Raw genomic sequence first — 19,740 nt, forward strand, 5'->3', positions numbered from 1 at the left:
CCCCGCCCCCGAAAAGACCCGCCCGACCGCGTCAGCTCTTGTCGGGGCGGTCCGTCACCCGCAGGGAGTTCAGCAGCGGCTTGCCGTAGCCCCCGTGCGCGACGAAGCGGACGTTGAGCACCCCGTCCGTGACCGTGACCGTGTACGTCCGGGTCAGGGCCGTGTACGTGCCCGCCTCCAGCGAGATGTCCAGCGACGGCAGGACCTGCGTGCCCTCGGCCAGGACGTCGAAGACGCGCTTGTTCGGCTTCGTCGAGGACAGCTCCGCGAAGCCGAGCTCCACGGTGTACGTGCCGTTCGGGACGTTGTCGAAGCGGTATTCGTACATGCCCTCACGGGCGTTGCGGAACAGCTTCTGCTCGGCCGTGCCGGCGATGGTGCGGCCGGTGGCGTTCACCGAGGAGTTGCCCTGGTAGCCGTACGACCCGGCCGTGTACTTGCGGTCCGGGGACCAGCTGTCGCCCAGGGTGTCCGTGGCCGTGTAGTCGGAGCCCGCGTCCAGGGCGACCTGGTAGCGCGGGACGACGACCTTGACCGGCACCGTGAGCACCGGCGCCCGCCCACTGGCCGAGGTGATCTTCAGGTCGGCCGTGAGGACCGTCCCGGCAGCCAGACCCTTGGTGTCCACAGCCAGCGTGACCGCGGCCTTGCCACCGGTCGGCAGGTTCCCCGTCCCCGGGGTGGCCGTCAGCCAGGCCGCGTCCTCGGTCACCGTGAAGTCCGTGCCGAGGCCCGGGTTGGTGAGGTCGAGGGTGCGGGTCCGCTTCTGGTCCGCGGGGAGGACGACCTCCACCGCGGGTTTGGCGGCGGTGACCCGGCCCGTGCGCAGCGACTGCGTCACCGTCGTGACGTCGGCCGCCTTGACGTCGACCGTCGCCGCCGCGGATTCGTACGAGGGGGCGGTGAGGGACACCGCCCGCGCCCCGGACGGGCTCTGGACGACGTATCCGCCGTCCGCCGCCGTGGTCGCCGACACCGCCGTGTCGCCGGTGCCCACGGTCACCGTGGCTCCCGCGACGCCGTTGCCGTCGTTCGCGTCGAGCACCCGGCCCGCGACCACGCCGCTCTTGGTGGTCCGGAAGGCGATGGCGAGCCCGTCGGTGACGACCGCCTGGTTGAAGGAGTACTTGAAGGCGTCCGTGCCCGCTGCGTTCTCCACGCCGACCGTGGCCGTGGAGCCGCCCTTGATGCCGGTGCCGCCGGTCCCCTTGTACGTGTAGGCGACGGTGCCGTCCTCGCCGATCGCCGCCGAGAAGGAGAACTTGTCGGTCTGCGCCGACCAGTGGGACACCTCGCGCCACTCGATCACGTACGTCCGGTGCGGGGCGGTGCCGGTGACGGCGGTGAAGACGCCCGAGCCGCTGCCGGCCGCGCCGACGACCAGGTCGTCCCAGAACGGGTACAGGGCCGCGTTGGGCGTGGCCGTGCTCGGGATGTCCCCGTTGATGTCACCGGTGTTGTTTCCGCCGAAGCTGACCGTGCCGTTCGTCCCGATCCAGGCCTGGCCGTACGTCTTGCCGTACAGCGGGACGGGGAAGGGGAGGTCGACGCGCTCGGTGGTGTTGTCGCCGGTCAGCGCGAGCTGCCGGTCCCCCGCCGCGTACGGGCGGCTGCCCGCGGTGGAGCAGGCGTAGCCGTAGCCGTCGGTGCGCTCGGGCAGGGTGACCGCCACCGTGGTGTCGCCGGCGACGGTGGTCGTGGCGCTGCCGCCGGTGACGCAGCGGGAGGAGTGCGCGGCCCGTACCTCGTACGTGCCGTGCGGCAGGGTGACCTCGAAGCGGCCCTGCGCGTCGGCGGTCGCGGTCACCGGGGTGTCCGTGACGGTGACGGTGGCGCCCGCGGCTGGTCCGGCGGCCGAGGTGACGGTGCCGGTGAGCTTGCCGGAGGGGGCCTGGGTGAGGGTGAAGTCACCGGTGGCGGTGGCGTTCTCGGTCACCGTCGCCGTGGCGGTCTCCTGGCCGTAGCCGAACTTGGCGGCCGTCAGGGTGTAGGCGCCGACCGACAGGGAGCGGAAGGTGTAGCTGCCGTCGGCCGCGGTGGTCGTCGTACGGGCGATCGGTCCGGTGGCGGTGACCTTCGCGCCCGCGACCGGCTGTCCGCCGGAGCGGACGGTGCCGGAGACGGCGCCGATGGCGCCGCGCGGGGCGCCCGAGACGGCGGCGAGCGCGTCGAGCTTGCCCTCGCCGAAGACGTTGTTGTCGGCGGCGTTGCCGCCGCACTGGCCGTTGTCGGTGTCCTGGGCGGTGCCGTTCAGCAGCTGCTCGGTCTGCGCGACGTCGCCTTCGAGGGCGGGTGCGGCGGACCAGAGCAGGGCCACGGTGGCCGCGGTGTGCGGTGAGGCCATCGAGGTGCCGGAGAAGGCCTCGTACCCGCCTCCGGGGACGGAGGAGCGGACGTTCACGCCGGGGGCCGCGATGTCGGGCTTGATGATGCCGCCGGGTCCCGCGCCGCGCGAGGAGAACGGCGCGATCGCGCCGTTGATGTCGAAGGCGCCGGAGCTGTAGGAGCTCGCGTAGTCGCCGGGCGATCCGCTGGTGGCGCAGCCGGGGCCGGAGTTCCCGTTGGAGAAGGCGGGGAAGATGCCGGCGGCGCGCCAGGCGTCGACGATCTGCTGGTACCAGTCGTCGTGCGTCGCGCTGCCCCACGAGTTGTTGACGATGTGCGGGGCGAGGTCGGGGCGGGGGTTGCGGCCGTTCAGGTCGGTCGGGGCGACGATCCACTGGCCGGCGGCGAGGAGGGAGGCCTCGGAGCAGGAGTTGGTCTCGCAGCCCTTCGCGGCGATCCATTTGGCGCCGGGAGCCACGCCGATCTTGTTGGCGCCGCCGTCGTCGCCGACCATCGTGCCCATGGTGTGGGTGCCGTGGTCGTTGTTGTCACAGGGGGCTGCGGTGGGGCAGACGCCGGCCGGGTCGAACCAGTTGTAGTCGTGGTCGTACGAGCCGTCGGCGTTCTTGCCGCGGTACTGGCCGTTCACGGCCGGGTGGGTGTAGTCGACGCCGCTGTCGATGTTGGCGACGACGATGCCCTCGCCGCGCACCCCGAGCTGGTCCCAGACCTGCGGGGCCTTGATGCGGTCGACGTTCCACTCGACGGCGTCGGCGGCGGCCTTCTCCCGCTTGCCCTCGGCGGGCTTGGGGAGGGTGACCTTGTCGTCGGCGTCGATCCGGGAGACCTCGGGGCGCTGCGCGAGGGTTCCGGCGAGTTTCTGGCTGCCGACGACGCGGACGGCGTTCACGATCCAGTACGAGGTGTACTCGGCCTTGGCGCCGTCCAGGGCTTTGATCACCTCGGCCTGGCTGCGCGCGGCGTGCTGCTGCTTGGCATGCAGAACCGTTTCTGCCTTGGCGGCGCGGGTCCGTTCCCTGCCCGCCGCCGAGAGGTCGGCGGCGCTGTCCAGGTAGACCCAGAAGGCGGCTTTGCCGGAGTCGTCGAGCTGGGTGCGGAGCTTCGGCTCGATCTTGCGCTCGGCCGCTCCGGGGGTGGGCCCGGGTTCCGGCGCGGCTGCCGCCACGCCCGCGCCGACGGGTAACAGCAGGGCTGCGGTGAGCGCGGCCAGCGCCGCGCGCAAGGATCGTCGTCTGTTGCGTTGGGCCACGTGTGGTCCTCCTCGGACGCCGTGTGCAGGTTGTGCGGGAAGGGCGTGCGTGACGTGCGCGGTCATGGTGAAGGAGGGGTCATGCTCATTACAAGAGGGCCTAATGAGCCGTATGCTGCGCGCCTGGGGTGGCCATCGCGGTCCCGGCGGGCCAGCCTGAAGACATGACCGATCCAGCGCCGGGCACGGAAGAACGCGTTCCGGCCGGGCCCGGTGTGCCGCTCGCCTCCGCCCGGGGCCGGTGGATCGTACTGACCACCGTGCTCGGGTCGACCATGGCCCTGCTCGACTCGACCGTGGTCAACGTCGCCCTCCCCACGATCGGGGTGGACCTCGACGCCGACATGGCCGTGCTCCAGTGGACGGCCAACGCCTACATGCTCACCCTGGCCGGACTGATCCTCGTCGGCGGAGCGCTCGGGGACCGCTTCGGGCGGCGCCGGATCTTCGTCCTCGGGGTGGTGTGGTTCGCGGGCGCCTCGCTGCTGTGCGGGATCGCGCCGAACGCGGGGGTCCTGATCGCCGCGCGGGCCCTTCAGGGTGCCGGCGGCGCACTGCTGACCCCCGGTTCGCTCGCGCTGATCCAGGGCTCGATCGCCGCCGAGGACCGGGCCCGGGCCGTCGGGCTGTGGTCGGGGTTCGGCGGGGTGGGCGCGGCCGTGGGGCCGTTCCTCGGCGGCTGGCTGGTGGACGGGCCCGGCTGGCGCTGGGTGTTCCTGCTGAACGTGCCGGTGGCCGCGGTGTGCGTGCCGATCGCCCTGCGGCACGTACCGGAATCGCGCGACCCGCAGGCGCACGGGCGGTTCGACGTGCTCGGCGCCTTCCTGGGGGCAGCCGCCCTCGCCCTGCTGACGTACGCGCTGATCGAGGCCCGGTCCGGGTCCCCGCTGGTGATCGCCTCGGCCGTCGGGGGCGTGCTGCTGTCCGCCGTGTTCGTGTACGTCGAGCGGCACCGGGCCGATCCGATGCTGCCGCCCGACATCTTCGCCTCCCGGCAGTTCACCGCCGTCAACGTGGTCACGCTGTTCGTGTACGCGGCCTTCAGCGGGTTCTTCTTCCTCTTCGTGCTCCAGCTCCAGGTGGTCTCCGGCTACTCGGCCCTGGGCGCGGGGGCGGCTCTGCTGCCGACGACCGCGCTGATGCTGCTGCTGTCGGCCCGGTCGGGGGCGCTCGGGGAGAGGATCGGTCCGCGGATCCCGCTCACGGTGGGGCCGCTGCTGTGCGCGGCGGCGCTGCTGCTGATGCTGCGGGTGGGGCCGGACGCCTCGTACGTACGGGACGTGCTGCCGGCGCTGATCGTGATGGGCATGGGCATGGTGGCCCTGGTGGCTCCGCTGACGGCGACCGTGCTGTCCTCGGTGGACCCCGGCCGGGCGGGCCTGGCCAGCGGCATCAACAACGCGGCCGCCCGGGCGGCCGGACTGCTGGCGGTGGCGGCACTGCCGCTGCTGGCCGGCATGGGGCCGGACGCCTACCGCTCGGCGTCCGAGTTCGACGCCGCGTTCGGGCGGGCCATGCTGTGGTGCGCGGGGCTGCTCGTGGCGGGCGCGGCCGTGGCCTGGGCCACCGTACGCAAGCCCGTACCGGGAGCGGGGTGCCACCCGGAGTGCCACACCTTCTGCGCGACGACCTCCCCGCCGCTCGAACCCCCGAGGACGGCGAAGCCCTGACCGACGGCCCGCCATGTGCTGGAACGCCACGGCAGATCTGACGGCGGGTGCGGTCATCACCGCCGTGGGCGTCGTGTGCGTGGCGCGCGTACGGCGGGCCCGCGATCTGCCGATCGCCGCACTGCCGTTGCTGCTGGGCGCCCACCAGCTGGTGGAGGCCGCGGTGTGGCACGCGGGCGGCGGCTGCGGCCCGGCCACCACGGCCTGGGTGGTGATCGCCCTGCCGGTGCTGCCGGTGTGGGTGCCGTTCGGGGTGCTGCTCGCCGCCGCTCCGGCGGACCGCCGCCTCCCGTGGGGGCCGGCCGTCGCCGGTCTCGCCACCGCCGCGGTGCTCTCGTACTGCCTCGCGACCCGGCCGGCGACCGCCGAGATCCGGGGTCACACCCTGGGTTACGGCGTGAATGTTCCGTGGATACCGCTCGTCCTCGCGGGCTACCTGTTCGCCACCCTGGGCGCCCTGCTGCTGTCGGGCGAGCGGCGGCTGCGGCTCCTCGGTGCGGTGCTCGGCGCCGGGGCATTGGCCTGCTCAGCGCTGTGGCGGCTGGAATTCGTCTCCACCTGGTGCGCCTGGGCGGCGGTCGCGTCCCTGCTGGTGCTGGGGTGGGTACGGCGCGCCCGGCCCGGCGCCTCTGTGACATGACAGGCCGAAAGTTACCTAGACGTATGTAGTGACTTCCCATGCGACCGGCAGTAGAACTCGTTCCCATTCCGCCGAGAGTGAGGAACGTCACATGGGTGACAAAGCCCTGCACAAATCCGGCTCCAAGGGAATCTCGCGCCGTGGATTCATGGCGAGAACAAGTTCTATTCTCGGGGCGGCTGCCCTTGCCGGTCAGAGCACCCCGGCCCACGCGCAGACGGTCGCCTCAGTCGCAGCGGCCGTCGGCCCCATCGACAACGGCGCGCACGTACCGGCGCTGGTGATCGGCACCGGCTACGGAGGGTCCGTCGCCGCCCTGCGACTCGCCCAGGCAGGCGTCGACGTCCACATGATCGAGATGGGCATGGCCTGGGACACCTCGGGACCGGACGGCAAGATCTTCTGCAACACGACCAGTCCGGACCAGCGTTCCTACTGGCTGCGGACCAAGACCAAGCAGCCGCTGAGCAACTTCCTCGGCTTCCCGATCGACAGGGACATCCCCCGCTACACCGGGATCCTGGACGCCGAGGAGATGGGCGGCATCATCGTCTACCAGGGCCGCGGCGTCGGTGGCGGTTCGCTGGTCAACGGCGGTATGGCGGTCACCCCGAAGCGTGCGAACTTCGCCGCCATCCTCCCGTCGGTGGACGCCGACGAGATGTACACCACCTACTACCCGCGGGCCAACGCCGGGCTCGGGGTCGGCCTGGTCGACCCGGCCTGGTTCGACACCGTCGACTGCTACCAGTTCGCGCGCGTCGGCCGCAAGCACGCCCAGCGCTCCGGCTTCCCGTTCGTCTTCGTCCCGGACGTCTACGACTGGGACTACATGAAGCAGGAGGCCGCCGGGACCGCTCCCAAGTCCGCGGTCGCCGGGGAGATCCTCTACGGCAACAACTACGGCAAGAAATCGCTGCAGAAGACCTATCTCGCCCAGGCCCGGGCCACCGGCAAGGTCACCATCTCCCCACTGCACAAGGTCACTTCCGTGTCCCCCGCGGCCGGCGGCGGGTACACCGTCGTCATCGACCAGATCAACACCACCGGCGCGGCCACCGCCACCAAGACGGTGATCGCCGACAAGGTGTTCTTCGCGGCCGGCAGTGTCGGCACCAGCAAACTGCTCGTCAGGCTCAAGGCCACCGGCGCACTGCCCGCCCTGAACGGCGAGGTCGGCAAGGGCTGGGGCGACAACGGCAACGTCATGTGCGGGCGGGCCAACCACCTGTGGGACCCGACCGGCAAGGTCCAGGCGTCCATCCCCTGCGGCGGCATCGACAACTGGGACGCGGGCGGGGCGTTCGCCGAGGTGGCGCCGCTGCCGACCGGGATCGAGACGTACGCCTCCTTCTACCTGTCGATCACCAAGAACCCGCACCGCGCCGAGTTCACGTACAACGCGGCCTCGGGCGCGGTGGAGCTGAACTGGCAGACGGCGTGGAAGCAGCCGTCCATCGACATGGCCAAGACCATCTTCGACAAGATCAACTCCAAGGAGGGGACGATCTACCGCACGGACCTGTTCGGCACCAACAAGATCTGGGGCGACCACCTCACCTACCACCCGCTCGGCGGTGCGGTCCTGAACAAGGCCACCGACAACTACGGCCGCCTGCACGGCTACACCGGCCTGTACGTGATCGACGGCTCGCTGATCCCCGGCAACACCAGCGTCAACCCGTTCGTCACCATCACGGCGCTCGCGGAGCGCAACATCGAGAAGATCATCGCCACCGACCTGTAGGCGGTCCGCCCACAGCCCCGGGGCCGTCGGACGTACCGACCGGCCCCGGACCCGTTGCCCTGCAACCGGCCTCAGTGCCCCGGCAGTACGCAGACACTGTCGAGGCCGAGCACGTGGTTGAGCCGGCCGAAGGCCAGCCAGGACCCGATGCTCATCGTCAGCTCCACGATCTCGAGCTGGCTGTAGTGCGCGGTCATCCGCTCCCAGAACTCCTCGTCGAGGTTGTGGTGGTCGAGCGTGTACCGCTCCGCGTACTCCGCGGCCAGCCGGGTCCGTTCGTCGAAGCGGTCCGTGGTGCGCCACTCGGTGACGGCATCGGAGAACTCCTCCTCGACCTTCTCCCCGTCCCGTTCGGTCCGCCAGTCGAGGCAGAACACGCACCCGTTGATCTGCGCGACGCGCAGCCGGGCGGCCTCGAACTCGCGCAGCCCCAGGGTGGTGTGGGCGTACACGGACAGGGAGAAGTTCGCGGCGGCCATCCCGATCCCGGGGACCATGTCGCCCCACACGTACTCGATCGGGTGCTGGCCCTCGGGTATGTCGATCCTCATGACTTCTTCCTTCCGAGCTTGCCGATGGCGGGGCGCAGGGGGACGTCGAGGGCGTCGTAGAGGCCCGGTCCGGCCTCCACCAGCCAGTCGATGGCGCCGACCAGACGGCCGACGGCGGTGGCGTTGCCGCCTGCCGAGCGGTTCTCGCCCTCGTCGGTGGCCTCGACGGTGACCTCGATGCGCGGGCGGCCCTCGATGACCACCCGGTGGGCGCCGTCACCGCCGTCGGGCGGCGTGGGCCAGTCGGGGGCGCAGGAGGCGTGGATACGGGTGACGTGCTCGATGACGAGGCGGGGTTCACCCTCGACGATGCCCTGCACCTCGAAGCGGACGGCGCCCTGGGTGCCGGCCGCGAACTCGCCCATGGTGCGGGTGGTGACGGTGCTGTCGAGGGCGCGGCGGTCCACGGTCTCGCGTATCTCGTCGAGTTCGACGCCCAGGGCCCGGGCCATCATGCGGATCTGCCCGCCCCACACCATGGTCGGGACGGACGGCATCAGCATCATCGGCTCGAAGTCCATGGGCTGGCCCATGCCGACGAGGTACCGGACGGAGTCCGGCTGGTCGTAGGTGGAGTAGTCGAATATCTCCTGGCAGCGGATGGCGTCGATCGTGCTGCCCAGTCCGCTGAGCAGGAGCGGGAGTACGTCGTTGCCCCAGCCGGGGTCGACGCCGGAGGCGAAGAGCGAGCCGCCGCCCTCCGCGACGGCGGCGGCCACCGGATCGCGGAACTCGGGCGGGGCGCCCCGGTGGTCGTAGAGCGGGTAGAGGGCGGGGCTGACGACGACCGCGCCGGCCCGGATGGCCCGGGTGATGTCGGCGAGGGCGTCGTCGGGGCGGGTGTCGCCGGAGGCCGCGTAGACGACGGCCTGCGGCCGGGCGGCGAGGACCGCCTCGATGTCGTCGGTGGCCAGGACCCCGGTGTCGTGGTCGAGTCCGCCGAGCCGGCCCGCGTCGCGGCCGATTTTGTCGGGATGGTGGACGATGACGGCGGCCAGTTTCAGCGCCGGATGGGCCTCTACGGCACGGATGGCCAAACGGCCGACGTTGCCGGTACCCCAGACAACCGTGGAAATCATGCGCGGAGGGTAGCGACAGGACCTGCACGTTTCCAGAGTCGCGGGCCCCGGCCTTCGGTCACTGGTTCTGGCCGCCCAGGACGAAGAGGAGGTAGACGAAGAAGGCGAAGAGGTGGCCGACGAACAAGTAGGCGATCAGCCGGATCACCAGACCGCGCGGGAACTTGGACTGGATGTTCATGGTGGGGCTCCTAGGGCTGGTGGGCGTTTGTGCCGCCGCCGAGGCACAGCCCGGCGAGGCTGCTCTGCAGCAGGGTGTGGACGAACAGCAGGTCGGCTCCGCCCGTGGTGGCCGCGCCGATCCGGTGCGGGGTCAGCGAGTCGAAGTGCGCGCTGTCCCCCGGCTCCAGCAGGTACTCGGCCTCCGCCAGGTGCAGCCGCAGCCGCCCCTTGAGGACGTACAGCCATTCCTCGCCGGGGTGGACGCGGACCAGCTCCCCCTGGCTGCGCCCGTGCGGGACGTGCACGCGCAGCGCCTGCATCCCGCGGCCGGGGCCGCCTGCCTGCCAGTACGTCCACCCGTCGGCCTCGCGGGCGCCGGGACCGCCCGCCCGTACGATGGGATCGGCGACGGCGGGGGTCTCGCCGAGCAGTTCCGAGACCGTCGTACCGTAGGTGCGGGCGAGTCCGAGCAGCAGCGGCAGCGAGGGCTGGCGCCGCCCGGTCTCCAGCCGGGACAGGTGCGCGGGCGAGAGCCGGGCCCGCGCGGCGGCGGCCTCCAGGGTGAGCCCGGCGCGGCGCCGCAGCTCACGCAGCTGCGGGGCCACGGACGGCAGCTCGTCGGCGCCGGCGCCGACGTCGGTGCCGACCGGATCGTCTTTGCCGACCTGGTCGTCGGGACGCTCGGGGCCTTCGGGGCCGGGTGCAGGACCGGATGTCATACCCAGATTGAGCCAGAATCCTGCCCGCCTGGCAATTTCACTTGCCTCTGAGGCAAAAAGGCTGGTCCTGGTCGTCCCCTCAGCTCCCGCCGAGCACCGTCTCCACCGTGTCCGCCTCCTCCGCGCGCTTGTCCGGGCGGTGTCGCAGCACCCGCGCGAAGCGCAGGGCGACCCCGGCGGGGTAGCGCGGGGAGCGCTGGAGGCCGTCGTACGCGATCTCCACGACCAGCTCGGGCCGCACCCGCACGGTGAAGCCGTCGTCCTCCACCGCCAGCTCCCGCAGCCGGGCGGTCTGCCAGCGCAGCATCTCGTCGGTGAGCCCCTTGAAGGTCTTGCCGAGCATGGCGTACGTGCCGTCGGCGGCCCGGGCCCCGAGGTGCAGGTTCGACAGCAGTCCGGTGCGCCGGCCGTGCCCCCATTCGACCGCGAGCACCACGAGGTCGAGCGTGTGCACCGGTTTCACCTTGAGCCAGTGTCTGCCGCGCCGCCCGGCCGCGTAGGTCGAGTCGAGGCCCTTGACCATCACCCCCTCGTGGCCGCGGCGCAGGGTCTCGGCCCAGAACTCCTCGGCGGCGGCCGCCTGCTCCTGCGGGTCCTCGACGACGAAACGGCGGACCCGGGACTCCTGCGGCACGAGGGCGGCGAGCACCGCATACCGCTCGCGCACCGGGAGGTCCAGGAGCACCTCGTCCCCCGCCGCCAGTACGTCGAAGAAGTACGGGACGACGGGCAGGGTGCGCCGCGCGGTCTCGACGTCGACCCGCGATCCGACCCGGCTCGCGACCTCCTGGAAGGGCACCGGCCGGCCGTCCGGCGTCTGCCCGATCACCTCGCCGTCGAGGATGAACCTCTCCCCCGGCAACGCCCGCGCGAGCTGCGCCACCTCCGGCAGCCGGCCGGTGATCTCGTCGAGGGAGCGCGTGTACACCCGTACGTCGTCCCCGTCCCGGTGCACCTGCACCCGGATCCCGTCGAGTTTCTCCTCCACCGCGCAGGGCCCGAGCGCGGCCAGGGCCTCGGCCACCGACTTGGCGGTGTTCGCCAGCATCGGCTGTACGGGCTGCCCGACGCGCAGGGTGACCTCGCGCAGGGCCGCCGCGCCGCCGGCCAGCGCCGCCGCGGCCACCCGGGGCAGCGATCCGTCCAGCATCACGGCCCGGCGCAGCTCGGCGGCCGGCACCCCCGAGGCCGCGGCGACGCCTTCCAGCGCGACCGCGTCGAGGGCGCCCTGGCGGACCTCGCCGGAGAGCAGGCTGCGCAGGAACCGCTGCTCGGGTGCGGTGGCCGCGCCGAGCAGGGCGTCGAGGATCCGGCGCCGCTCGGCCTGCGAGCCCGCGCCCGCCACTGCGGCGAGCTCCGTCACCGCCGCGTCGACGGCGGTGACGGTCAAGGTGGGTTCGGCGGCGGGTTCGACCTCCCGGCCGAGCGCGCGCCACCCGATGCCGGGCCGGCCCTGCGGGAGCCGCCCTGCGAGGTACGAGATGACCAGGCCGGCCTCCTCGGGGGGCGCCGCGGCGAACAGCTCCGCGAGCAGGGCGGTCTTCCGGGACCGGGCGGAGGTCTCGGCGACCTCCCGGGACACGCGCGCGACCTCGGCGAGCAGCATGCCGTCATCCTCCCGCCGCTCGGCGTACCGCGCAGGTCGGGTCCCGGTACCGCAGGTGCGGTATGCCGGGCCGCCCGTGTACTCCTCGAGGAGGTGGGCGGTTCCCCCTGGGGGCGCTCAGGGCCGGGCGGTCCGGCGTCTAGGGTTCCCGTATGAAGCTCCGATTGCCGAAGCTCCGGCCGCCACGGCGCCGCCGAAGCCGCCTGCTCGCGGGCGCCGCCGCGCTCGCCGTCGTCGCGGGGGCCGGTACGTGGACCGCCGCCGCGTCCGGCGGGGCGACCCCCGTGCACCGCCAGGACCGGACGCTGGAGATGCCCGGCGCCGGGATCGACACCTCGTACTTCACGGCGGGCGGCGGCGGCAAGCGGCCCGCCGTGCTCCTCGGGCACGGTTTCGGCGGCAGCAAGGACGACGTCCGGGCGCAGGCCGAGCAGCTGGCCCGGGACGGGTACGCCGTGCTGACCTGGTCGGCGCGCGGCTTCGGCCGCTCCGGCGGCCATATCGGGCTGAACGACCCCGAGCACGAGGTCAAGGACGTCTCGCGGCTCGTCGACTGGCTCGCGCAACAGCCCGAGGTGCGGCTCGACGGGGACGGCGACCCGCGCGTCGGCGTCACCGGGGCCTCGTACGGCGGGGCGATCTCGCTGCTCGCCGCCGGATACGACCGGCGGATCGACGCGATCGCCCCGCAGATCACGTACTGGAACCTCGCGGACTCCCTCTTCCCGCAAGGCGTGTTCAAGAAGCTGTGGGCGGGGCTGTTCTTCACCACCGGTTCGGCCGACGGGATGCAGCCCGGGGCGCTGGCGACGGGCAACCCCGCAGCGGCGGGCGCCCCCGCCTCCGGCGCCGCGGACACGGCCACCGCCTGCGGGCGGTTCCAGCCGGAGCTGTGCGCCATGTACGAGCGGGTCGCGGTGGCCGGGAAGCCCGACGCCGAGGCCCGCGCCCTGCTGGAGCGGCGCAGCCCGTCGGCGGTCGGCGACCGGATCAAGGTGCCGGCCCTGATCGTGCAGGGCCAGGAGGACTCCCTCTTCCCGCTCGACCAGGCCGACGCCATGGCGAGGGCGATCGCGGCGAACGGTGCGCCCGTCTCCGTGGACTGGGCGGCCGGCGGGCACGACGGCGGCATGCGCGAGTCGGGCCGGGTCGAGGCGCGGGTGGCCGCCTGGTTCGACCGCTACCTGAAGGACGACCGGGGCGCGGACACCGGCCCGGCCTTCCGCGTCTCGCGCTCCGGCGGCATCGACTCCACCGACGGGGCGGTCCAGTTGCGCGGCGCGAACGGCGAGCGCTACCCGGGGCTGACGTCCGGTCCCCGGGAGTTCGCCCTGAGCGGCCGGGAGCAGAGTTTCGGCAATCCGGCGGGCGGCGCTCCGCCCGCGCTGTCGTCCCTGCCGGGGATCGGCGGGCAGCTCGCCGCGTTCGGAGCCGGGCTCTCGCTGGACTTCCCCGGGCAGAACGCCCGGTTCGAGTCGGAGCCGCTGGCCGGGGAGGTGAGGATCACCGGGACGCCGACCATCACCCTGAACGTGAGGTCGACGGCTGCGGACGGTTCTGCCGTCCTGTTCGGCAAGCTGTACGACGTCGGGCCCGACGGGCGCCAAGCGGTGCTGCCGAGCCAGTTGGTCGCCCCGGTGCGCGTGGAGAACGCGCAGGAGGGGGCGACGGTGCAGCTGCGGCTCCCGGCCGTCGACCACGCCGTGCAGGCCGGGCACCGGCTGCGGCTGGTCGTCGCCGCCACCGACCTCGGCTACGCGTCCCCGGCCGCGCCGGCCACCTACACGGTCGCGGCGCAGGGCGCCCTGGCCGTTCCGGTGGCCGACGGGGTACGGACCGCCTCGGCGGGGCTGCCCGCGTGGACCTGGGGGCTGCCGCTGGGCGCTGCGCTGCTGGCCGCGGCGCTGCTGGGGATCCGGAGGACCGGCCGGGAGGGTGCGGGGGCGCGGGCCGGGGTACCGCAGCCCGACCCCGCGCTGGCCGACGTACCGCTTGAAATCACCGGTCTGACGAAGCGGTACGCAAAGGCACAGGACCGGTATGCGGTGCGAGACCTGTCGTTCCGGGTGGAGAAGGGGCAGGTCCTGGGCCTGCTCGGGCCCAACGGCGCCGGAAAGACCACCACCCTGCGGATGCTGATGGGGCTGATCTCCCCGGACGCCGGGGAGATCCGGGTGTTCGGGCACGCGGTACGGGCCGGTGCTCCGGTGCTGTCGCGGGTCGGGGCGTTCGTCGAGGGGGCCGGTTTCCTGCCGCACCTGTCGGGGCGGGCCAACCTGGAGCTGTACTGGCAGGCCACCGGCCGGCCGGCCGAGGACGCGCACATGGCGCAGGCCCTGGAGATCGCCGGCCTGGGCGATGCGCTGGAGCGCGCGGTGCGCACGTACTCGCAGGGCATGCGGCAGCGGCTCGCGATCGCGCAGGCCATGCTCGGGATGCCGGACCTGCTGATCCTCGACGAGCCGACGAACGGTCTGGACCCGCCGCAGATCCGGGAGATGCGGGACGTGATGATCCGGTACGCGGCGGGCGGGCGGACGGTCATCGTCTCGAGCCATCTGCTGTCGGAGGTCGAGCAGTCGTGCACCCATCTGGTGGTCATGGACCGCGGACGGCTCGTGCAGGCCGGCGAGGTCGCGGAGATCACGGGTGGTGGGGACGTGCTGCTGGTGACGCTGGCGGAGCCGGTGGACGAAGGGGTCGTGGGCAAGGTGGCGGCTCTGGAGGGAGTGGGTTCCGTGGCGGCGGCCGACGACGGGCTGCTGGTACGGCTGGAGGGAGCGACGGCCGCAGGGCTGATCGCCGAGCTGGTACGGCTGGAGGTGCCGGTGTCCGCAGTGGGGCCGCACCGCCGGCTGGAGGACGCGTTCCTCACCCTGATCGGAGGTGCGGCGTGAGCGCCGTGACGCAGTCCGTGACAGAGGTGGCCCCCGGCTACCGGGCGAGCCGTACGCTGCCGCTGCGCGTGGAGGCGCTGCGCCAGTGGCGCAGGCGGCGGACGCTGGTGATGGCCGGGGTGCTGGCCGCGCTCCCCTTCGTCATGATCATCGCGTTCGCGGTGGGCGGCGGACAGGACGGCGGCCGCGGGGGCGGGGACGGCCGGATCACTCTCATCGACACGGCGACGGCCTCGGGCGCGAACTTCGCGGCCACCTGTCTGTTCGTGTCGGCCGGGTTCCTGCTGGTGGTACCGGTGGCGCTGTTCTGCGGGGACACGGTGGCTTCGGAGGCGAGCTGGTCCTCGCTGCGCTACCTGCTGGCCTCGCCGGTGCCGAGGGCCCGGCTGCTGTGGAGCAAGCTGGTGGTGGCGCTGGGCTTCAGCCTGGCGGCGATGGTGCTGCTGCCGCTGGTGGCGCTGGCGGCGGGCACGGCCGCGTACGGGTGGGGACCTCTGAAGCTGCCCACGGGCGGCTCGTTGCCGGCCGCGGACACCGTGCCGCGCCTCGCCCTGGTCGTGGCGTTCGTCTTCGTGTCGCAGCTGGTCACGGCCGGGCTGGCGTTCTGGCTGTCGACCCGGACGGACGCGCCGCTGGGTGCGGTGGGCGGGGCGGTCGGTCTGACGATCGTCGGCAACGTGCTGGACGCGGTGACGGCGCTCGGCTCCTGGCGGGAGTTCCTGCCGGCGCACTGGCAGTTCGCGTGGGCGGACGCGCTGCAGCCGCAGCTGGAGTGGGGCGGCATGGTCAAGGGGACGGCGGTGTCGGTGGCGTACGCGGTGGTGCTGTTCGCGCTGGCGTTCCGCGGGTTCGCCCGCAAGGACATCGTGTCCTGACCGCCGCAAGCGCCGGGCGGGCCGTCGGCTTTCGGCCGGCCCCGCCCGGGGTGTGGGCCGTCCGTGCCAATGGGGTGTGTGCCCGCGTGTGCCTGCCGTCCGGGCGCCCCCGGCGCGCTGAACAATCGCGGTCGTCATGACGTACGGACGCGTCTGCGCGGCACCGAGGGGTACCACCCATGCACACGACAGGACTTCCGGCCCGCAGGGCCCTGCTGACCGGAGGCCTCGCGGCCGCCGTCGTCGCGCTCTCGGGATGCTCGTCCCCGAGGCCGCCCCGGGTGACGACCGCGGCCCCGCCGCCGCGCCCGGCCACCCCTCAGGCCGCGTTCGCGCGCCTGATGGAGGGCAACCAGCGCTGGGTGAGCGGAAACCTCGAACATCCCGACCGCGATCCCGAGCGGCGCGAGCTGGTCGCCGAGGCGCAGGACCCCTTCGGGGTGGTCCTCTCGTGCATCGACTCCCGGGTGGCACCCGAGCTGATCTTCGACACCGGGCTCGGCGACCTGTACGTCCTGCGCACGGGCGGACAGGCGGTCGGCCCGGTCGTGACCGGTTCCGTCGAGTACGGGCCCATGACGGGCGGCACCCCGCTGGTCGTCGTGCTCGGACACCAGCGCTGCGGCGCGATCGAGGCCGCGTACAAGGCGCTGAAGGGCGGCACCCCGCTGCCCGGCAATCTGCAGGCCATCGCCAAGGCCATGGTGCCGGCGTACGAGCTGACGGCCGAGAACCCCGGCGCCGACCCCGTCGACACCATGACCCACCACCAGATCAAGGTGACCGCGGACGATCTGCGGGCCAACGCCGACCTGGGGCCCCTCGTGAAGAAGGGCGCCCTGGCCGTCGTCGGCGCCTACTACTCGCTGGACACCGGCAAGGTGGAGGTCCTGACGGGTGTGCCCGCCTGAGCCGCCCCGCCGGAGCTGCGCTGCGGCTCAGGCCCCCGCGATCGCGTCGATCTCCGCCAGCAGTTCGGGCTCCAGCGGGCGGTCGGCGACGGCCGCATTGGCCCGTACCTGCTCGGGGGAGGTGGCGCCCGCGATGACGGAGGAGCAGCCGGGCTGGGCGGAGAGCCAGCCGATGGCCAGTTCGAGGACGCTGCGGCCGTGCTTGTCGGCGACGGCGGCCAGCGCCTCGACCGTGTCGAGCCGCTCCTCGGTGAGGTACGCGTCGCGCCCCTCCAGGCGGGAGCCGGCCGGGACCGGGGCACCCCGGCGGATCTTGCCGGTCAGCAGGCCGTTGGCGAGCGGGAAGTACGGGAGCACGCCGAGGCCGTAGTGCACGGCGGCCGGGACCAGCTCCGCCTCCGCGTTCCGCCGGAGCAGCGACCATTCGTTCTGCGCCGACACGAAGGGGGCCGCGCCCGTTTCGCGGGCGACGTGGGCGGCTTCGGCGAGCTGCCAGCCGCTGAAGTTGGAGTGGCCGATGTAGCGGACCTTGCCCTCGGTGACCAGCTCGGTGAGCGCCGCCAGGGTTTCGGCGACGGGGGTCGCCGGGTCGGGGCTGTGCAGCTGGTAGAGGTCGATGTGGTCGGTGTCCAGGCGGCGCAGGGACTCCTCGACGGCCCGCCGGATGTACGCGCGGCCGCCGCGGGATCCGGCGGCGGGCCCGTACTCCATGTCCATGCCCGCGTAGCCGAACTTGGTGGCCAGGACGACCTGGTCACGGCGGCCCTTGATGGCCTGCCCGAGGTGGCGCTCGGAGCCGCCGCGGCCGCCGTAGATGTCGGCGGTGTCGAGGAGGGTGATCCCCGCGTCGAGGGCTGCGTCGACGACGGCGCGGGTCGCCCGGGCGTCGAGGCGGCCGCCGAAGTTGTTGCAGCCGAGTCCGACGGCGGATACCTGCAGACCTGAACTGCCCAGCGGGATGTAGCGCATGCGTTTCGTTCCTCCGCACTCGTCCGGCACATGATCGACCAAGTGACGAGTCTAGGCACGCCGGTTCGACGGAAGCTGCTCTTCCTCTCCTCAGACCGTCCGGCCCGCCCCTGCGGAGGGTTCCGCCGCCGTGATGCGCGGCGGTTTGTGGCCCGCTCGTACGAAGGCCTCCGTGACGGCCTCGGCCACCAGCGGCTCGGCCTCCGCGTCGATCAGGGCCAGGGCCGAACCGCCGAACCCGCCGCCGGTCATCCGGGCCCCGTACGCGCCCGCCGCGTTGGCGGTGGCGACCGCCAGGTCGAGCTCGGCGCAGGACACCTCGTAGTCGTCCCGCAGCGAGGCGTGGCCCTCGGTCAGCAGCGGGCCCGCCTCCCGCAGCCGTCCGGCGCGCAGCAGTTCCTCCACCCGTACGACCCGTTCGTTCTCGGTGACGACGTGCCGGACCCGTTGGCGCCGGACCGGGTCGTCGAGGCGGGCCAGGGCCCGGTCGAGCTCCTCGTACGGGAGGTCGCGCAGGGCGGGCAGCCCGAGCTCGGCGGCCGCCCCGTGGCAGGAGGCGAGGCGTTCGGCGTAGGCCCCGTCGGCCAGGTCGTGCTTGACCCGGGTGTCGATGACCAGGAGGCGCAGGCCCGCCGCCGCGCAGTCGAAGGGGATGTGCCGCTGTTCGAGGGTGCGGGTGTCCAGGTGCAGGGCGTGGCCTTCGGTGGCGCAGGCCGAGGCCGTCTGGTCCATCACCCCGCAGGGCACGCCGACGTACGCGTTCTCGGCGCGGCGGGCGAGCGCGGCCAGTTCGGTCCGGGTGAGCGGGATCCCGTACAGGTCGGTGAGCGCGAGGGCGGTGGCCACCTCCAGGGCGGCGGAGGAGGACAGTCCGGCTCCGGTGGGCACGTCGGAGCGGATGTACAGATCGGCGCCGCCGACCGGAAGGCCGGCGTCCAGCAGGGCCCACAGCACGCCGGCCGGGTACGCGGCCCATCCTGCGGCGCCGGTGGGCGGGCGGGCCGGGTCGAGGTGGGCGGGGCGGACGGTGACCACGCCGGAGGGGACGTCGGCGGAGTGGAGGCGGAGGATCCCGTCGGCGCGCCGGGCGGCGGCGACCTCCGTGCGCTGCGGGAGCGCGAAGGGCAGGGCGAAGCCGTCGTTGTAGTCGGTGTGTTCGCCGATCAGGTTGACCCGGCCCGGAGCCGCCCAGACTCCCTCGGGCTCGGACCCGTACAGCCGGCGGAACCCGTCCGCTGCCTGGTTCATCGGCTCGCCACCTCCCGCAGCCGCGCGGCCGCGTCCTCGGGGCGGACGTCGTTCATGTAGGCCTCCATGCCGGATTCGGTTCCCGCCAGGTACTTGAGCTTGTCAGCGGTGCGGCGGACCGTGAAGAGCTCCAGGTGGAGCGCGAAGTCGGCCCGGCCCTCGCCGGAGACCGGCGCCTGGTGCCAGGCGGAGATGTACGGGGTGGGCCCCGGCGTCCCGAACAGCCGCTCGAAGCGTCGCAGCAGCTCCAGGTAGAGGCGGGGGAACTCGGCGCGGGCCGCGTCGTCCAGGGTGGTCAGGTCGGCGGTGCGGCGGTGCGGATAGAGGTGGACCTCGTACGGCCAGCGCGCGGCGTAGGGCACGAAGGCGGTCCAGTGCTCCCCTTCGAGGACGACCCTGGTGCCCTCGGCGCGTTCGGCGGCGAGCACCTCCTCGAAGAGGTTGCCGCCGGTGCGGGCGCGGTGGGCGGAGACGGTGGCGAGCATGCGGGTGGTGCGCGGGGTGATGAAGGGGAAGGCGTAGATCTGGCCGTGCGGGTGCGCGAGGGTCACGCCGATCTCGGTGCCGCGGTTCTCGAAGCAGTAGACCTGCCGGACCCCGTGGTGGGCGGAGAGTTCGGCGGTGCGGTCGGTCCAGGCGGCCAGGACGAGCGCGGCGCGTCCCTCGTCGAGCTCGGCGAAGGAGGTCAGGTGGTCGGGGGTGAAGCAGATGACCTCGCAGCGGCCGGTGTCGCCGGCGAGGGAGGGGAAACGGTTCTCGAAGACGACCACGTCGTAGTCGGGTGCCGGGATCTCGCTCGCGCGCCCCTCGGTGGAGGGGCACAGCGGGCAGGCGTCGGCGGGCGGGTGGTAGGTGCGCCCCTGGCGGTGGGAGGCGATGACGACGGCGTCGCCCAGCAGCGGGTCGCGGCGCACCTCGGGGGAGGTGGCGGACGCGTCGAGGGTGCGGGTGTCGGGGACGGCGCGGGCTGCGGCGTCGTCGGCGTCGTAGTAGAGGATCTCGCGGCCGTCGGCCAGGCGGGTGCTCGTTCGCTTCACGGGGAGAGCTTCTCTCAAGGGATGGTCACCGCAG

Annotated in this window: 15 protein-coding genes; 6 read left to right on the forward strand and 9 right to left on the reverse strand. The window is 73.0% G+C overall.

Features of this window, described 5'->3' with window-relative positions; genetic code table 11:
- Nucleotides 1-31 precede the first annotated feature (31 nt).
- The gene (locus AB5J51_RS06260) at nt 32-3,595 is read right to left on the reverse strand and encodes a S8 family serine peptidase (protein ID WP_369777093.1); all 3,564 of its coding nucleotides are present in this window, start codon (nt 3,593-3,595) and stop codon (nt 32-34) included.
- Nucleotides 3,596-3,759: 164 nt separating this feature from the next.
- On the opposite strand from AB5J51_RS06260, the gene AB5J51_RS06265 reads away from it, so the two are divergent.
- The 3 genes from AB5J51_RS06265 to AB5J51_RS06275 all read left to right on the forward strand — a co-directional run bounded on the left by AB5J51_RS06265 (nt 3,760) and on the right by AB5J51_RS06275 (nt 7,652).
- Nucleotides 3,760-5,265 carry an MFS transporter gene (locus AB5J51_RS06265; protein ID WP_133895977.1) on the forward strand — a complete coding sequence of 502 codons (1,506 nt, stop codon included), beginning with the start codon at nt 3,760-3,762 and terminating at the stop codon, nt 5,263-5,265.
- A gap of 13 nt (nt 5,266-5,278) precedes the next feature.
- Complete coding sequence (locus AB5J51_RS06270; RefSeq protein WP_369777094.1) at nt 5,279-5,905, forward strand: DUF6629 family protein; 627 nt, start codon at nt 5,279-5,281, stop codon at nt 5,903-5,905.
- A 91-nt stretch (nt 5,906-5,996) separates the two neighbouring features.
- On the forward strand, nt 5,997-7,652 hold the full coding sequence (locus AB5J51_RS06275) for a GMC oxidoreductase (protein ID WP_369777095.1): 1,656 nt from the start codon (nt 5,997-5,999) through the stop codon (nt 7,650-7,652).
- Nucleotides 7,653-7,723: 71 nt separating this feature from the next.
- Here AB5J51_RS06275 and AB5J51_RS06280 read toward each other — a convergent pair whose 3' ends face one another.
- From AB5J51_RS06280 to AB5J51_RS06300, 5 genes are all read right to left on the reverse strand, one after another.
- On the reverse strand, nt 7,724-8,203 hold the full coding sequence (locus AB5J51_RS06280; protein WP_030296442.1) for a carboxymuconolactone decarboxylase family protein: 480 nt from the start codon (nt 8,201-8,203) through the stop codon (nt 7,724-7,726).
- The gene (locus tag AB5J51_RS06285) at nt 8,200-9,282 is read right to left on the reverse strand and encodes a dihydrodipicolinate reductase (protein WP_369777096.1); all 1,083 of its coding nucleotides are present in this window, start codon (nt 9,280-9,282) and stop codon (nt 8,200-8,202) included. The genes AB5J51_RS06280 and AB5J51_RS06285 overlap by 4 nt, the downstream gene beginning before the upstream one ends.
- A 58-nt stretch (nt 9,283-9,340) precedes the next feature.
- Nucleotides 9,341-9,463, reverse strand: a complete 123-nt coding sequence (locus AB5J51_RS06290) for a DUF6126 family protein (protein WP_037635127.1) — start codon at nt 9,461-9,463, stop codon at nt 9,341-9,343.
- A 10-nt stretch (nt 9,464-9,473) separates the two neighbouring features.
- Nucleotides 9,474-10,163 (reverse strand): helix-turn-helix domain-containing protein, encoded by a 690-nt coding sequence (locus AB5J51_RS06295; protein WP_369777097.1) that lies wholly within the window; start codon nt 10,161-10,163, stop codon nt 9,474-9,476.
- A 79-nt stretch (nt 10,164-10,242) separates the two neighbouring features.
- Nucleotides 10,243-11,769 carry an ATP-dependent DNA ligase gene (locus AB5J51_RS06300; RefSeq protein ID WP_369777098.1) on the reverse strand — a complete coding sequence of 509 codons (1,527 nt, stop codon included), beginning with the start codon at nt 11,767-11,769 and terminating at the stop codon, nt 10,243-10,245.
- Nucleotides 11,770-11,921: 152 nt separating this feature from the next.
- On the opposite strand from AB5J51_RS06300, the gene AB5J51_RS06305 reads away from it, so the two are divergent.
- The 3 genes from AB5J51_RS06305 (at nt 11,922) to AB5J51_RS06315 (ending at nt 16,452) form a co-directional block, all read left to right on the forward strand.
- Nucleotides 11,922-14,666 carry an alpha/beta fold hydrolase gene (locus AB5J51_RS06305; RefSeq protein ID WP_369777099.1) on the forward strand — a complete coding sequence of 915 codons (2,745 nt, stop codon included), beginning with the start codon at nt 11,922-11,924 and terminating at the stop codon, nt 14,664-14,666.
- Complete coding sequence (locus tag AB5J51_RS06310; protein ID WP_369777100.1) at nt 14,663-15,541, forward strand: ABC transporter permease; 879 nt, start codon at nt 14,663-14,665, stop codon at nt 15,539-15,541. The genes AB5J51_RS06305 and AB5J51_RS06310 overlap by 4 nt, the downstream gene beginning before the upstream one ends.
- Before the next feature lie 179 nt (nt 15,542-15,720).
- Nucleotides 15,721-16,452, forward strand: a complete 732-nt coding sequence (locus AB5J51_RS06315; protein ID WP_369777101.1) for a carbonic anhydrase — start codon at nt 15,721-15,723, stop codon at nt 16,450-16,452.
- Nucleotides 16,453-16,479: 27 nt separating this feature from the next.
- Here the strand turns inward: AB5J51_RS06315 and AB5J51_RS06320 are convergent, their stop codons facing one another.
- The 3 genes from AB5J51_RS06320 to galT form a co-directional block, all read right to left on the reverse strand.
- The gene (locus tag AB5J51_RS06320; RefSeq protein ID WP_053789919.1) at nt 16,480-17,421 is read right to left on the reverse strand and encodes an aldo/keto reductase; all 942 of its coding nucleotides are present in this window, start codon (nt 17,419-17,421) and stop codon (nt 16,480-16,482) included.
- 90 nt (nt 17,422-17,511) lie between these two features.
- Entirely contained in the window at nt 17,512-18,669 is a 1,158-nt protein-coding gene (galK, locus tag AB5J51_RS06325; RefSeq protein ID WP_136223795.1) for a galactokinase, read from the reverse strand.
- Complete coding sequence (galT, locus tag AB5J51_RS06330) at nt 18,666-19,706, reverse strand: galactose-1-phosphate uridylyltransferase (protein ID WP_369777102.1); 1,041 nt, start codon at nt 19,704-19,706, stop codon at nt 18,666-18,668. Before galT ends, galK begins: the two co-directional genes overlap by 4 nt.
- Between the last annotated feature and the right edge of the window lie 34 nt (nt 19,707-19,740).

Origin of the sequence: Streptomyces sp. R33 (assembly GCF_041200175.1) — a bacterium.
Lineage (GTDB): Bacteria > Actinomycetota > Actinomycetes > Streptomycetales > Streptomycetaceae > Streptomyces > Streptomyces katrae_B.

Bases quoted from the DNA above. Each gene is read 5' to 3' on its own strand.
- AB5J51_RS06265 (WP_133895977.1), top strand. From the start codon at position 3,760: ATGACCGATCCAGCGCCGGGCACGGAAGAACGCGTTCCGGCCGGGCCC.
- AB5J51_RS06270 (WP_369777094.1), top strand. From the start codon at position 5,279: ATGTGCTGGAACGCCACGGCAGATCTGACGGCGGGTGCGGTCATCACC.
- AB5J51_RS06275 (WP_369777095.1), top strand. From the start codon at position 5,997: ATGGGTGACAAAGCCCTGCACAAATCCGGCTCCAAGGGAATCTCGCGC.
- AB5J51_RS06280 (WP_030296442.1), bottom strand. From the start codon at position 8,203: ATGAGGATCGACATACCCGAGGGCCAGCACCCGATCGAGTACGTGTGG.
- AB5J51_RS06285 (WP_369777096.1), bottom strand. From the start codon at position 9,282: ATGATTTCCACGGTTGTCTGGGGTACCGGCAACGTCGGCCGTTTGGCC.
- AB5J51_RS06290 (WP_037635127.1), bottom strand. From the start codon at position 9,463: ATGAACATCCAGTCCAAGTTCCCGCGCGGTCTGGTGATCCGGCTGATC.
- AB5J51_RS06295 (WP_369777097.1), bottom strand. From the start codon at position 10,163: ATGACATCCGGTCCTGCACCCGGCCCCGAAGGCCCCGAGCGTCCCGAC.
- AB5J51_RS06300 (WP_369777098.1), bottom strand. From the start codon at position 11,769: ATGCTGCTCGCCGAGGTCGCGCGCGTGTCCCGGGAGGTCGCCGAGACC.
- AB5J51_RS06305 (WP_369777099.1), top strand. From the start codon at position 11,922: ATGAAGCTCCGATTGCCGAAGCTCCGGCCGCCACGGCGCCGCCGAAGC.
- AB5J51_RS06315 (WP_369777101.1), top strand. From the start codon at position 15,721: ATGCACACGACAGGACTTCCGGCCCGCAGGGCCCTGCTGACCGGAGGC.
- AB5J51_RS06320 (WP_053789919.1), bottom strand. From the start codon at position 17,421: ATGCGCTACATCCCGCTGGGCAGTTCAGGTCTGCAGGTATCCGCCGTC.
- galK (WP_136223795.1), bottom strand. From the start codon at position 18,669: ATGAACCAGGCAGCGGACGGGTTCCGCCGGCTGTACGGGTCCGAGCCC.